At 72.6% G+C, this 12,802-nt stretch carries 11 protein-coding genes and 1 tRNA gene; 7 read left to right on the top strand and 5 right to left on the bottom strand.

Annotated features, from left to right (window positions below; translation table 11 throughout):
• Nucleotides 1–265: 265 nt before the first annotated feature.
• Nucleotides 266–1,684: a sigma 54-interacting transcriptional regulator gene (locus tag WME95_RS49280; RefSeq protein ID WP_437906088.1), complete on the top strand. Its 1,419-nt coding sequence runs from the start codon at nt 266–268 to the stop codon at nt 1,682–1,684.
• A gap of 89 nt (nt 1,685–1,773) precedes the next feature.
• Here WME95_RS49280 and WME95_RS49275 read toward each other — a convergent pair whose 3' ends face one another.
• Complete coding sequence (locus tag WME95_RS49275) at nt 1,774–2,214, bottom strand: deoxycytidylate deaminase (protein ID WP_437547892.1); 441 nt, start codon at nt 2,212–2,214, stop codon at nt 1,774–1,776.
• A gap of 322 nt (nt 2,215–2,536) precedes the next feature.
• Between WME95_RS49275 and purD the strand changes: the two genes are divergently transcribed.
• The 4 genes from purD (at nt 2,537) to WME95_RS49255 (ending at nt 6,222) form a co-directional block, all read left to right on the top strand.
• The gene (gene purD / locus WME95_RS49270) at nt 2,537–3,829 is read left to right on the top strand and encodes a phosphoribosylamine--glycine ligase (protein WP_437906087.1); all 1,293 of its coding nucleotides are present in this window, start codon (nt 2,537–2,539) and stop codon (nt 3,827–3,829) included.
• Between the two features lie 9 nt (nt 3,830–3,838).
• Nucleotides 3,839–4,288 (top strand): hypothetical protein, encoded by a 450-nt coding sequence (locus WME95_RS49265; protein ID WP_437547888.1) that lies wholly within the window; start codon nt 3,839–3,841, stop codon nt 4,286–4,288.
• 203 nt (nt 4,289–4,491) lie between these two features.
• The gene (locus tag WME95_RS49260; RefSeq protein ID WP_437547886.1) at nt 4,492–5,370 is read left to right on the top strand and encodes an FHA domain-containing protein; all 879 of its coding nucleotides are present in this window, start codon (nt 4,492–4,494) and stop codon (nt 5,368–5,370) included.
• A gap of 3 nt (nt 5,371–5,373) precedes the next feature.
• A complete protein-coding gene (locus tag WME95_RS49255; RefSeq protein ID WP_012241622.1) occupies nt 5,374–6,222 on the top strand; it encodes an FHA domain-containing protein in 849 nt (282 codons plus the stop codon).
• Here WME95_RS49255 and WME95_RS49250 read toward each other — a convergent pair.
• The 3 genes from WME95_RS49250 to WME95_RS49240 form a co-directional block, all read right to left on the bottom strand.
• Nucleotides 6,113–6,811 (bottom strand): DciA family protein, encoded by a 699-nt coding sequence (locus WME95_RS49250; protein ID WP_437911115.1) that lies wholly within the window; start codon nt 6,809–6,811, stop codon nt 6,113–6,115. The genes WME95_RS49255 and WME95_RS49250 overlap by 110 nt on opposite strands.
• A 277-nt stretch (nt 6,812–7,088) precedes the next feature.
• A tRNA-Leu gene (locus WME95_RS49245) sits at nt 7,089–7,171 on the bottom strand.
• A gap of 184 nt (nt 7,172–7,355) precedes the next feature.
• Nucleotides 7,356–8,219 (bottom strand): Crp/Fnr family transcriptional regulator, encoded by an 864-nt coding sequence (locus tag WME95_RS49240; protein WP_437906086.1) that lies wholly within the window; start codon nt 8,217–8,219, stop codon nt 7,356–7,358.
• A gap of 337 nt (nt 8,220–8,556) precedes the next feature.
• Between WME95_RS49240 and WME95_RS49235 the strand changes: the two genes are divergently transcribed.
• Complete coding sequence (locus tag WME95_RS49235) at nt 8,557–9,543, top strand: hypothetical protein (protein WP_437906085.1); 987 nt, start codon at nt 8,557–8,559, stop codon at nt 9,541–9,543.
• An 11-nt stretch (nt 9,544–9,554) separates the two neighbouring features.
• Nucleotides 9,555–11,474, top strand: coding sequence for an NAD(+) synthase (gene nadE, locus WME95_RS49230; protein WP_437906084.1), 1,920 nt, complete (start codon nt 9,555–9,557; stop codon nt 11,472–11,474).
• Nucleotides 11,475–11,559: 85 nt separating this feature from the next.
• On the opposite strand, the gene add is transcribed toward nadE, so the two are convergent.
• On the bottom strand, nt 11,560–12,753 hold the full coding sequence (add, locus tag WME95_RS49225) for an adenosine deaminase (RefSeq protein ID WP_437906083.1): 1,194 nt from the start codon (nt 12,751–12,753) through the stop codon (nt 11,560–11,562).
• Nucleotides 12,754–12,802: the final 49 nt, after the last annotated feature.

Here is a 12,802-nt window from a genome sequence, read left to right as displayed (position 1 = left end):
CGCTCGCCCCGCGGGCGCGAGGCGAGCGCGACGGCAGTCGCCCTGCGCGCGCGTCCGTGCTACGCAGCCGGCTGCTGGGCGTGCCCTCGGTCCTGGCGACCGTCCCGCGAACGCTGCCGCAACGGTCCCCGGAACGGATCGCACGCGCGCAGCGGCAGAACGTCGCTCGTCGTCCGGCGCGACTCTGGGGTGCGATGTGGCTGAGCCGGAGATTCTTTCCCGCGATGGTGGCTCGCTCGAGCTCCTGATCATCACCCAGAGCTCGATGAGCACCCGACAGCTGCCGGGCTCGGGCAGCGTCGTCCTGGGCAGGGACGAGGACGCCGGCATCTGCGTCCCCGACTCCTCGGTGTCGCGCCGGCACGCGGTGCTGCACCTCGGCCCGCCGCTCCGGATCGAGGACCTCGGCAGCAGCAACGGAACCCGCGTGCGCGCCCGGCACTGCAGCGCGGCGACCGAGCGCCTGATCGATGTGGGCAAGGGCACGCCCGCGCGGGGCGCCGCGGTCGAGCTCTCGCCCGGCGACGTCATCTACCTCGGCGCCGCGCGCGTCGTCCTCCGCCAGAAGGGCGGCGAGCGGGACGCGGGCAAGGACGTCATCGTCAAGGACGACGCGATGCGCGCCGTCTACGAGCTCGCCCAGCGCGTCGCGAACGGCCCGATCAACATCCTCCTCCTCGGCGAGACGGGCGCCGGCAAGGAGGTGCTGGCCGAGTCGATCCACAGGGCCTCGCCGCGCGCGAGCCGCCCGCTCCTGCGCCTGAGCTGCGTCGCGCTGTCCGAGTCGCTGCTCGAGAGCGAGCTGTTCGGCCACGAGCGCGGCGCCTTCACCGGCGCCGTCCGGGCGAAGCCGGGGCTGCTCGAGACGGCCGAAGGGGGCACCGTGTTCCTCGACGAGATCGGCGAGCTGCCGCCCTCGATCCAGGCCAAGCTGCTCCGGGTCATCGAGGAGCGGAAGGTGATGCGGGTCGGCGGGCTGACCCCCATCAAGATCGACGTCCGCTTCGTCTCGGCCACGCACCGCGACCTCGAGGCCGAGGTGAGCCGCGGCGCGTTCCGGCAGGACCTGTATTTCCGGCTGAACGGCGTGACCCTCTCCATCCCGCCGCTGCGCGAGCGGCCCGGGGAGGTCGCGGCGCTGGCGCAGCTCTTCGCGGAGCGCACGGCGAAGGAGCTCTTCCCCGGCGAGGCGAGCGCCGCGTCCGTTCCGATCTCGCCCGCGGCCCTGGCCGAGCTCCAGCGCCACAGCTGGCCAGGCAATATCCGGGAGCTGCGCAACGTGATCGAGCGCGCGGTGATCCTCGCCAACGGGGCGCCCATCGGGCCGGAGCACCTGCTCCTCTCCTCTCTGGCCGATCCCACCCGTCCATCGCATGCCATGCCCCTTCCGGCGCGCCCGCCGCAGGCGCCCCCGAACGCGAGTGCGGCGGCGTCAGCGTCAGCACCAGGGTCTACGATTGCGAGGAGCGTGCCCGACGGCGCGAAGAGCGCGCCGGACGGCGTGGACCCGGGCCCCACCCGGCTGCGCGACGCCATGGAGGCCCACGAGCGCGAGCGCATCGTCCAGGCGCTCGAGCAGTGCATGGGGAACCAGACGCGCGCCGCGGCGCTGCTCGGGATCTCACGGCGCACGCTGGTCGAGCGGATCCGCGTGTACGGGCTGCCGCGGCCGCGCAAGGCCTGAGCGTTGCGCAGATCGCCGCGCAACCTGGCGTCGATCCGGCGTCGATTGCGCGAGGGCTCGCTCAACCGAGCGGCCGCCCGCGCAACACCTCAGGCGGGCGTCTCGCGCCGCTCCAGCGGGGCGAGCTCGATCCCGAGCTCCGTGGCGAACCGGAAGATGCGCTCGTCGCGGTAGAACTCGCCGAAGACGACGCGCGAGAGCCCCGCGTTCGCGATCATCTTGAAGCACCCCCAGCAAGGCGAGGCCGTGACGTAGACCGTCGCGCCGTCGATCCGCACCCCGTTCCGCGCGGCCTGGATGACGGCGTTGGCCTCCGCGTGGATCGTGCGCACGCAGTGGCCGTCCTCGATCAGGTGCCCCTCCTCATCGCAGTGAGGCAGCCCCCGGATCGATCCGTTGTACCCGGTCGCGAGGATGCTCTTGTCGCGCACGATCACCGCGCCGACGTGCTTCCGATCGCAGGTCGCCCGCGACGCGACGACCTCGGCGATGCGCATGAAATATTCATCCCACGAAGCCCGATGCGTCATCGCTCACCTCCACGACGGGGGATCCGCGCCCGCCGCCCCCTCGACGTCCCCTCGACGTCGAGCGACCCGCGCTCGCCGATCCCTCCAGAATGTTCAGGGATCCGCCCTCCGGTCCCCCTCGCGAAGGGCCCGGCGTTGCGCGCCCGCGGCCCCGGCTGAGCCGCGCCGCGCGCCCCGCGGGCGCTTCTATCACGACGCCGGGCGCCGCGGAGCCCCCCGCGGGCGCGGGACCGCGCGAGGCGCCTCGACAGCGAGGCCCGGCGCGTGGTAGCGCGCGGGGGTGAGCTCCGCCGCCCCCCGAAGGTCAGATCGCCGCATCCTCGTGCTCGGCTCCGGGGGGCGCGAGCACGCCCTCGCGCGTGCGTTCGCCCGATCGCCCTCGGTCGCCGAGGTGATCGTGGCGCCCGGCAACGCCGGGACCCACGCGCAAGCGGGCGCCGGCCGCGCCCCGATCCGCCGGGTCGACCTCCCGTCCCTGTCGCCCGCCGAGGCGACCCGGCTCGCCGTCCGCGAGCGCGCCGACCTGGTCGTCGTCGGCCCCGAGGCGCCGCTCTGCGCCGGCGTCGCCGACGCGCTCGCCGCCGAGGGCATCGCCGTCTTCGGGCCGAGCCGCGAGGCGGCGCGCCTCGAGGGGTCGAAGGCGTTCCTCAAGGAGTTCGCCGCCCGCCACGGGATCCCGACCGCGCCGTTCCGGATCGTGCGCTCCTTCGACGAGGCGGCCCGCGTCATCCGCGAGCGCGGCGCGCCCATCGTCGTGAAGGCCGACGGGCTCTGCGCCGGCAAGGGCGTCGTCGTCGCGACGACCGTCGACGAGGCGCTCGCGGCCGCGAAGGACATGCTCGTGGATCGCCGCTTCGGCGACGCCGGCGCGACCGTGATCCTCGAGGACGCGATCCAGGGCGAGGAGGCCAGCGTGCACGCCATCAGCGACGGCGAGGCGATCTTCGTCCTGCCGGCGGCGCGCGATCACAAGCGCGTCGGCGAGGGCGACACCGGGCCGAACACGGGCGGCATGGGCGCGTTCGCGCCGAGCGCCCGCGTCACCCCGGCCCTGGCCGCGCGCGTCGAGCGCGAGATCCTCCGGCCGACGATCGACGGCATGCGGGCGGAAGGGAGGCCCTTCCGCGGGGTGCTGTTCGCGGGCCTGATGATCACGCCCGCGGGGGACCCCATGCTGCTCGAGCACAACGTCCGCTTCGGCGATCCCGAGTGCGAGGCGCTGATGGAGCTGCTCGAGGGCGACGTCGCCGAGCTCTGCGCGTCCGCCGCGGCGGGCGCGCTCGCTCCCGGGGCGGCGCGCGTCGCCCCCGGCCGCCACGCGCTCACCGTCGTGCTCGCGGCGCGCGGCTACCCCACGGCGCCGGTGACCGGCGACGTCATCCGCGGCCTCGACGCCGCGGCCGCGGTGGAGGGCGCCTTCGTGAACCACGCGGGCACGGCCGAGCGGGACGGCGCGGTCGTGACCGCGGGGGGCCGCGTGCTCGCCGTCACCGCCGCGGGCGACTCGCTCGCCGAGGCGCGGGAGCGCGCCTTCCGCGCCGCGGGCGCCATCGACTTCGACGGCAAGGTGCTCCGCCGCGACATCGGGGTGGACGGAGCGCGCGCGGCCGGGTGAGGCGGCACCATGGAACCCATCGTCGATCTCGCCCCAGGCGCTGAGGAGAACCCGCTCGCGGCCTACCTCGGTCATCTCATCCGCGAGCACCTCGCGCGCGACCCGAAGCGCGCCTCCGATTTCCGGGCGCTGCGCGGGTCGGTGCTCGTCGTCGCGCAGGACGCCGATACGTCCATGACGATGCGCTTCGACCACGGGCGGCTCACCATCCACGATGGCGCCATCGGCATCCCGTCCGTCACGTTCTGCGGCGACGAGTCGGCGCTCCGCCGGCTCCCCGACGTCGCGTTCCACCGCTGGCTGCGCCTCCCGAAGCTGGGGGTGCTGCACCGCCGACAGAGCGGCCCCCTGCGCGACCTCGCGCGCCTCGTGGCTCGCGGGGAGCTCAAGATCTACGGGCTCGTCGCGCACCCAAGGCTCCTCCTTAGGCTGCTCCGGGTCCTCTCTCGCCTCCCCTGAGCGCCTCGCCCAAGCCGGTAGCAACGGCGCGTGACGGCACGCGACGACGACGCCGACGACAACGAGGACTGGTGTGATACTGTAAGACGGCACCGGACGTCCCGTCCGCATTGCACGGCCGTTCTTGTGGGCTTGCAAACCAATGCTACACGGCCCGAAAGCTGTCTTTTGACGGCCTGTTGGGCTGTTGGTATGGCTCGATCATGGGCATCCGATTGCGCTACCTCGCCCACGATCTCGAGGTGCCGCTCGGCGAGTTCTTCATCGGACGGAGCGCGGACTGCCAGCTGTCGCTGGACGACCCGCTGGTGTCGCGCAGGCACGCGCTGCTGACCGTCGGTGAAGGCGGCGTCGCGATCGAGGATCTCGGCAGCCGCAACGGCGTGCTCATCAACGGTGCTCGGATCGCGGGGCGCCAGATCCTGACGGACGGCGACAAGATCGCGATCGGGGGGCAGGAGATGTTCCTGCTCGGGGCCATCGAGCCGAGCTCGGCGCACTCGCCGCGGAGCGCGCCGCTCTGGACGAGGCAGCAGAACGCGCGCACGGTCGACATGAGCGAGATGCCCGCAGGCGAGGACGACGGCGCGACGGCCATCGCCTCCCGGAGGTCGCTCCCCGGGCTCGTCCCTCAGCACCCGGACAAGCGCGTGCACGCGCTCAGCCTCATCGGCAGCGTCGCCGACAAGGCGCTCGCCCTGGGGCGCGTCGACGAGGCCGAGCGCATCCTCCAGCGCTCGCTCACCGACATCCTCACGAAGGCGCGGGACGGGGGCGTCGGCGCCGTGCAGCCCGAGCTGGTCGAGAAGGCAAGCATGTATGCGGCCCGCCTCGCCTCGGCGACGGGTCGGGGCTCGTGGATCAACTACATTTTCGAGCTGAATACCCGGCTCGAGCTCCTCCTCCCCGCCTACCTCGTCGATGAGCTGTATAGTGTCCTGCGCAAGGTGAAGGCCGTCGACATGTCCATTCTCCGTGGCTATGCGAAGCGGCTCCGCGAGCGCGCAGGTGAGCGTACGCCGGCGGAGCGGTTCATCCTCCAGCGCATTGAAGGGCTCGAGCGCCTCGGCGCACTGAAATAGACCATGCCTTTCCGCCTCCGGTACTTGGCGCACGATTTCGAGCTCCCCGAAGGGCCCTTCGTGATTGGCCGGAGCGGCGACTGCCAGCTCTCGCTCGATGACCCGCTGGTGTCGCGGCGCCACGCGACGCTGCAGGTGCGCAACGACGGCGTGGCCTTGCACGATCTCGAGAGCAGGAACGGCGTGTACGTCAACGGCACGCGCATCTCCGGCCAGCGCGAGCTGACCGACGGCGACCGCATCATCATCGGCAGCCAGGAGATGCTGCTCTACGGCGGGGAGGAGTCGCGCCCCCACGACGCCTACGGGGTCGAGTTCCGCCGCGCGACGGCGACGCTCGGCGCGATGGCGCTGACCGAGATGCGCAAGATGTCGGACGACCCGACGGAGCTCACGAGCCCGACGGGAGACGGCGGATCCAAGGGCTTCCAGTCGCTGCGCCTGCTCGCGAGCCTCGCCGACAAGGCGCTGGCGATGGGCCGCAGCGAGGAGGCCGAGCGCATCCTGCAGACGGTGCTGATCGACATCCTGAGCCGCGCGCGGACGAACGTGCCGCTGGAGATGCCGGCCGCGGAGCTCGCCGCGCGCTACGCGGCTCGCCTCGCGGGCGCCACGACCAAGGGGACGTGGGTCAACTACGCGTTCGAGCTCTTCACGATCGCGCGCCGCCCGCTGCCCGGCCCCGTCGTCGACGAGCTCTACACCGTCGTCCGGCGCGTCAAGACGCTCGATATCCAGCCGCTCAGGATCTACCTCGACGACCTCCGCCGGATGGCTCCGTCGTTCGGTCCGACCGAGCGGTTCTTGATGCAGCGGATCGAGGGTCTCGAGCGCCTCGTCGCGGCGAAGTAGCCTCCGCATCGCCGCCGGGCGTCGCGGGAGCGGCGGCCTCTGGCGACACGCGCGACACGCGCGGAGCCGGCGGCTGCGCCGCGCGAGCGGCCCCGTGCTGGACAGGCGGCTGCGCCGCGCGAGCGGCCCCGTGCTGGACAGGCGGCGGCGACACACGGGGGGCCGGCGCCGCGGAGGGCTGGAGCGGCGGCGGTGCATTGCGGGGACGCGCGCCCGCCTCGGCTTCCTGCCAGCCGAGGTTCCTCGCGGCGGCCTTCGCGATCGCATCGCGCAGCTCGGTATCGGCGACCTTCCCGAGCTCTCGCCGCACCTCGACCGGGAGCGGCGCCTCCTTCGGGGTCGGGCGGACCTCCTCGCGCCAGGGCGGCCGCGCGACCGGCTCCACCTTGCCGACGCGGAACCGGAGGGACTGCACAGGGAGGCCGCGCGACCGGAGCTGCGCGGTGATGGCGTCGCCGAGCAGCGAGAGCTCCTGCGCCCACATCGAGCTCGCCGCGCGGACGTGGAGCACGCCGCGCTCCAGCTTGAGCGGCCGCGCGCGCGCGGCGATCCGGGACCCCACGGCCGCTTCCCACTCTCGGAACGGCATCGGCGAGGTGTCGATCTCCGCCGGCGCCGAGAGCGAGGACCCGCGCTGGATCAGCGCACCCAGCCGTTCGATCCCACCTCCGCTCCGACGCGACATGCGCGCCGAGCGTAGCAGCCTGACAGCGCCGTGCTCCGGCAGAGGGCGCCGTCCAGGCTCGCCCAGCGTAACGAACGGTCAGCCCCTACGGCGCCGCCCTGTGACCAGGACGGTCGCCCGCCAGAGCGAACCACCCGCCCTCGGCTGCCTGGCGGCGAACGATCGTGAGGGGCGCTCTCGGTACCGAAGGTGGGACTCGAACCCACAAGCCCTTGCGGACAGCGGATTTTGAATCCGCCGCGTCTGCCATTCCGCCACTTCGGCTCAGCGCTGCGATGTCAGCGAGCTCCTGGAACCGTAGATCACCGGGCACGATCCTGGCAACCGTCTGAACGCCTGGGAGCCTGAGAGCTCGCAGGCCGGAGGCACGGCGAAGCCAGGAGCAGCGCCGCCGCGCCGCCGCCGCCACGCATCGAGGCGCGGCCCGCGAGCGCGGCGCGGCGCGAGGTCACACCACGAAATCCAGCATCTGGAGGCGCGTCAGGTAATCCTGGAGCGCAGAGGCGTACTCGTCGATCAGGAGATCGAGCTTCACCAGCGCGCCGTGATCGTCGACCGCGTCGATGGTCCCGCTCACCGGGATCTCGCGCGCGGGCAGGACGAGCACGCCGCTCCAGTGCGCGTCCTTAGCGACGTCACGCAGACCGGCGAGGCGCAGCCAGCCGTCCGAGAGCTCGACGACGGGGACGAGGGCGCCGCTGTCCAGGCGGACCGAGCTCTTCAGCGTGTGAGCCGGCTCGACCATGTAGTGGGAGCGCCGGTTCTTCTCGATGAGCTCCTCGAGGGTCGCGCAGATGACCTTGCTCAGCGGCGTCTCCTCGCTGTCGAGCACGAGATCGAGGAGCCGCTTCATCGCCTTCTGCGTGCGGATCAGGTTCGCGCGGGTCTCCTCGAGGCGGCGCGCGTCGCGCCGGATCTTGCCGGCCACGACGTTGAGCAGGTTGTTGTAGAAGGGGTACGCGACGTCCCCGTGGTCCTCGAAGAAGTTCTGGAGCTCGGCGACGCCGATGCGCCAGATCTCCGAAGGCTGCGTCGTCACCGCCGTCGTCGTCCGCCGGAAGCCGGTCAGCGCGCCGAGCTCGCCGATGGGCGAGATGGGGCTCAGGCGGAAGCGCGTCTCGCCCGCCTCGAGCAGCGCGACCTCGCCCCGGACCAGGAGGAACAGGTGCGCCGGGGCGCTCCGGGCCTCGAAGAGCACGTGGCCGGACGGGACCTCCTGGCGCTGGAACGCCTTCATCAGGTCATCGAGGTGATCCTCCGTGATTCTCTCGAACAGCGGGATCGCGTGCAGGTCGGATGGGCGGACCGCCATGGGATGACACTCCTCTTCAACATGGGTCGGGCTCCGCGTCCGCGTCGCGGGACACGGAGCCTTGCGGCGCGCACGAGCTCTGCGTGGACCGCGGGAGCGGCATCCTACTCCAGGTCCCGAGCCGAGGAAGAGGGATGGCCTCGCCGCAGCAAGGTGCGCGCGCAGGACCGCGAGCCCGCGCACCTTCTCGCATCGTCGCCGCGCAGCGCGTCGTCGCGTCGCGCGTCGGCGAGCGACGATCGCGCGGTCGGTCCGTCGACGCGCGCCCGGCGACGGGCGCCCTGGAGGTTTGCCCCGCTGGCAGGATCGGGTAGGTGCCGGTAACGTCGCCCGGGTGATGCCGTCCGTTCGCCAAGGGCTCCCCGACGCGATGCGCGCCTCGCCGCTGCGCCGCTCGCTGCTGCGGCTCGCCGCCATCAGCCTCGCCCTCCTCGCCGCCTCGTGCGGCTCCGCGTCGTCCGGAGCGCCGGTCAGCGCGGAGACGGCGCCGCCGCCGAAGCCGCGCAACGCGGCCGCGATCGCGCAGTCGATCGCCGGGGGGAAGGTCTCGGTGCTCGTCTACGGCGAGAGGACCCGGGGACACCCCATCCTGGGGCGGCTCGCGGCGCTCGATCTGTGGGGCCCCGTGCTCACCGGCACGGGGCTCGATCCGGAGCGGGACGTCGAGCGCGCCTTCGTCACCGCACCGCGCGCGGACGCGGCCCACGAGGCGGTGGTCGTCGTCCAGCACAGCGTGCCGCCGGACAGGCTGGCGTCCGGCCTCGACGCGCTCCTCTCGCGCAGCCAGCCGCCAGGGACCCGGGAGAGCGGGCTCGGCGTGCCGGCGGTGCGCGTGACCATCAAGGGGCACACGCGCGTCGTGGCGACCGTGGAGCCCGACTTCCTCGTGGTCTTGCCGGTCGCGCGGGCGCGCGAGGCGCGGCGCTTCCTTGGCACGGGCGGCTTCCCCGATCCGACAGGCGACGAGGCCGCGATCGCCGCGGCGATCGACCCGGCGAGGACGCTGAAGGGGCCGCGGGAGGCGCCCCGGGTGCCGCCCACCCTGAGATCGCTCGAGGCCACCGTGACGCTGACCAAGGACGGCGGCGCCACGGTCGCGCTCGACGGCGCGAGCGAGACCCCCGAGCTCGCCGCCCGCGACGCGGCCTTCCTCAACGAGGAGATCGAGCGCGCGACCTCGTTCCGCATCGCCATCGTGACGGTCCGCGTCGTCGACCCGATCGTCTTCTTCGCCGAGGGGGACCGCGTGAAGTCGAACCGGCGCGTGACCCCCGGGGAGCTCGACAAGCTCTTCGGCCTGCTCAGCGCCGTGCTGCCGCGGTAGGCTGCCGCCCGATGCGACTCGTCAAGATCGGAATCGCCAACGTCAACGCGACCGTCGGCGCCGTCCGCTCGAACACCGACCGGTGCCTCTCGCTCGCCCGCGCGATGGCGGGCGACGACGTCACCCTGGCGGTCTTCCCGGAGCAGGTGATCGGCGGCTACGCGGCCGAGGACCTCGTGCAGTGGCCGGCGTTCGTCGCGAGCCAGCAGCGCGAGCTCCGCCGGTTCGCCGCGGGTACCGCGCAGCTCCGCACCGTGTTCGTCATCGGCGTGACCGTCGGCGTGGGGGGCGACCTCTTCAACGCCGGCGCCATCGTCCACGCCGGCCGGGTGCTCGCCTTCTCCCCCAAGGAGAAGCTGCCGACCTACAACATCTTCTACGAGGCGCGGACGTTCTCGCGCGGCATGCCGTTCATGGAGCTCGACGCCGACGGCGTGCTCTGCGGCGATCGCGTCTACGCCTTCGATTTCGGGACGATCGCCGTCGAGGTGTGCGAGGACATCTGGTCGCCCGACGGCCCGATGCGGCGCCGCTGCTACGCCGGCGCCGAGATCGTCTGCAACATCTCGGCGTCGCCGTTCCGCGCCGGGGTGACGGGCACCCGGCGCGAGATGATCGCGACCCGCGCCTCGGACAACCAGTGCACGATCGCCTACGCGAACCTGGTCGGCGGCAACGACGGGCTCGTCTTCGACGGCGGCGGGTTCATCAACCAGAACGGCCGGCCGATGCTGGAGGCGCCGCGGTTCCGCGAGGGGTTCTCCGCGGCCGTCGTCGACCTCGACCGGACCACCCGCTGCCGCCGCGAGGCGAGCACCTGGCGCAGCGATCTCGAGGAGTTCCGCCGCGCCTCCGCCCGCATGGTGCAGGTACTCCGGATCGACGGCGAGACGGCGGACCGCGCGCGCCTCGCCTACCCCGCCCCGCCGGCCGGCACGACGCCGTTCCTGCCCTCGGCGGCGCTGCCCGCGATCTCCGCGCGCGACGAGCTGCTCGACGATTTCTACGAGGCGCTCGCGCTCGGCGTCGCCGACTATTACCGCAAGATCGGCGCCTTCAAGAGCATCGGCCTCGCGCTCTCGGGCGGCCGCGACTCGCTCCTCACGCTGCTCGTCGCCTGGCGCGCGGTGCAGCTCATCCACCCGGGCCTCGAGGGCGCGGCCCTGCGCGAGCGGATGGGGGCGTCGCTCTACGCGTTCTTCATGCCGTCCCGCTACTCCAGCGACGCCACGCACCGCGCCGCCGCGCAGATCGCCGACGATCTCGGGGTGTCGTTCGCGGTCATCCCGATCGAGGACGCGTTCCCCCGGGAGCTCGAGGCCGCCCAGGCGATGGTCGGCGAGGGCGGGCAGCTCACCGAGCTCACGAAGCAGAACGTGCAGGCGCGCATCCGCGGCGGGCGCATGTGGAACTGGGCGAACACGAGCGGCGCGCTGTTCCTGCAGACGGGGAACATGAGCGAGAAGGCGCTCGGCTACACCACGGTGGGCGGCGACCTCGAGGGGGCGTTCAGCGTCATCGCCAACCTGCCGAAGACGGTGGTCATCGCGCTGCTCGAGCGCCTCTCGCAGCGCTTCCGCTTCCAGGGCATCCAGCAGACGCTCGCAACCACCGCCGGGCCGGAGCTCGCCGCGAACCAGTCGGGCGAGGCCGAGCTCATGCCGTTCGAGGTCCTCGACGCGTGCCTCCACCTCTACGGCGCCGAGAAGCTCGCCGCCGACGAGGTCGCGACGGCGCTCCCGAGCCTGTTCCCGGACAAGGACCCCGCCGCGCTGCGGGCCTGGGCCGAGAAGTTCGCGACGCTGTTCTCGAGGTCGATCTTCAAGTGGGTGCAGTCGCCGATCGCGATCCATCTCGGCTCGCTCGACCTCGACCGCGAGCGCGCGCTGCAGCTGCCCGTGGTGCAGCGGACCGAGTGGAAGGGCGGCTGAGCCCGACGCCAGGGCGCGGCCGCCGCCGTGCGCCGCGCGATCGACGCTTCGATCCGCGGCGCGCGGCGCGTCGGCGGGCAGCGCGTCAGTTGGCGGCCTTCTCGACGGAGGCCGGGGGCCCCTGCCTGCCGTCCTTCCCGTCCCTCGAGGCGATCTCGATCCCGTCGTGGCCGGCGGCCATGCCAGGAGCCACGGGCGCCACCGCGGGGCGGATCGAGCCGTCCGCCGAGAAGCGCTCGAGGTCCTCGGTGACGCGGCGGAGATAGGCCTGCTTGATGTGGAACGGCAGGAAGGCGCTCTTGAAGCCGGCCACGATGGTCGCCTTGATCTCCTTCAGCCCGAACCCCATCTTCGTGTGGCAGTGCCAGAGCTCGTGCGACACCGTCGTGTCGGTGACGAGCCGGTTGTCGGTGTTGACCGTCACGCGCAGGCCGAGGCTCTGGTAGAGCTTGAGCGGGTGCGAGGCGAGGTCGCGCACGGCGCCGGTCTGCACGTTCGACGACGGGCAGCACTCGAGCGGGATGCGGTGATCGTTGATGTAGTGGAGCAGGTCGCCGTCCTCGCGCAGGCGGCAGCCGTGGCCGATCCGGTGCGCGCCGCAGACGTGGAGCGCCTGCGCGATCGACTCGGGGCCGTACGCCTCGCCGGCGTGGATGGTGCAGTTGATGTTGTTCTGCCGCACGAGCTGGAACGCGGCCTTGTGGTGCTTCGCCGGGTGGTCGTACTCGGCGCCGGCCAGGTCGAACCCGACGACGCCGCGGCCCTTGTACGCCACCGCGAGCTCCGCCATCTCCAGCGACGACTCCGGCGAGATGTTGCGGATGCCGCAGACGATGACGTTGCTCTCGATGCCCAGCGCGTCGCGCGCCGTCCTCAGCCCGGAGAGCACCGCCTCGACAACGCTCGTGAGCCGCAGGCCGAGGCGGGTGTGCAGCATCGGCGAGTAGCGGACCTCCATGTAGCGCACGTTCTCGCGCGCTGCGTCCTCCGCGAGCTCGTAGGCGACGCGGTGGAGGGCCTCCTCGGTCTGCAGGACGCGCAGCGTGATGTCGAACGCCTTGAGGTACTCGACGAGCGAGCCGCAGTTCTGGCCCAGGTTCATCACCCTGCGCAGCTCCGCCGGCTCGTACGTGGGGAGCTCGATGTGGTGGCTGCGGGCGAGCTCGATGATCGTCTCGAGGCGCAGCGAGCCGTCGAGGTGGACGTGCAGATCGGTCTTGGGTAGTTGCCGGAAGAACTCCAGGGGGAGCTTGCCGGCTAGCTCGGGATGATCACTCATGAGCCATTCTGTCACCCGGCGGCCAGCCGCGAAAGGCAGCGCGGGGCGC

The sequence above is a fragment of the Sorangium sp. So ce327 genome (genome assembly GCF_051530205.1).
GTDB classification, from domain to species: Bacteria; Myxococcota_A; Polyangia; order Polyangiales; family Polyangiaceae; genus Sorangium; species Sorangium cellulosum_B.
This window is presented reverse-complemented; position numbering and strand designations above follow the sequence as displayed.

Excerpts from the sequence above, each read along its gene's own strand:
- WME95_RS49280 (WP_437906088.1), top strand. The coding sequence starts at position 266 with ATGAGCACCCGACAGCTGCCGGGCTCGGGCAGCGTCGTCCTGGGCAGG.
- WME95_RS49275 (WP_437547892.1), bottom strand. The coding sequence starts at position 2,214 with ATGACGCATCGGGCTTCGTGGGATGAATATTTCATGCGCATCGCCGAG.
- WME95_RS49265 (WP_437547888.1), top strand. The coding sequence starts at position 3,839 with ATGGAACCCATCGTCGATCTCGCCCCAGGCGCTGAGGAGAACCCGCTC.
- WME95_RS49260 (WP_437547886.1), top strand. The coding sequence starts at position 4,492 with ATGGGCATCCGATTGCGCTACCTCGCCCACGATCTCGAGGTGCCGCTC.
- WME95_RS49255 (WP_012241622.1), top strand. The coding sequence starts at position 5,374 with ATGCCTTTCCGCCTCCGGTACTTGGCGCACGATTTCGAGCTCCCCGAA.
- WME95_RS49250 (WP_437911115.1), bottom strand. The coding sequence starts at position 6,811 with ATGCCGTTCCGAGAGTGGGAAGCGGCCGTGGGGTCCCGGATCGCCGCG.
- WME95_RS49240 (WP_437906086.1), bottom strand. The coding sequence starts at position 8,219 with ATGGCGGTCCGCCCATCCGACCTGCACGCGATCCCGCTGTTCGAGAGA.
- WME95_RS49235 (WP_437906085.1), top strand. The coding sequence starts at position 8,557 with ATGCCGTCCGTTCGCCAAGGGCTCCCCGACGCGATGCGCGCCTCGCCG.
- nadE (WP_437906084.1), top strand. The coding sequence starts at position 9,555 with ATGCGACTCGTCAAGATCGGAATCGCCAACGTCAACGCGACCGTCGGC.
- add (WP_437906083.1), bottom strand. The coding sequence starts at position 12,753 with ATGAGTGATCATCCCGAGCTAGCCGGCAAGCTCCCCCTGGAGTTCTTC.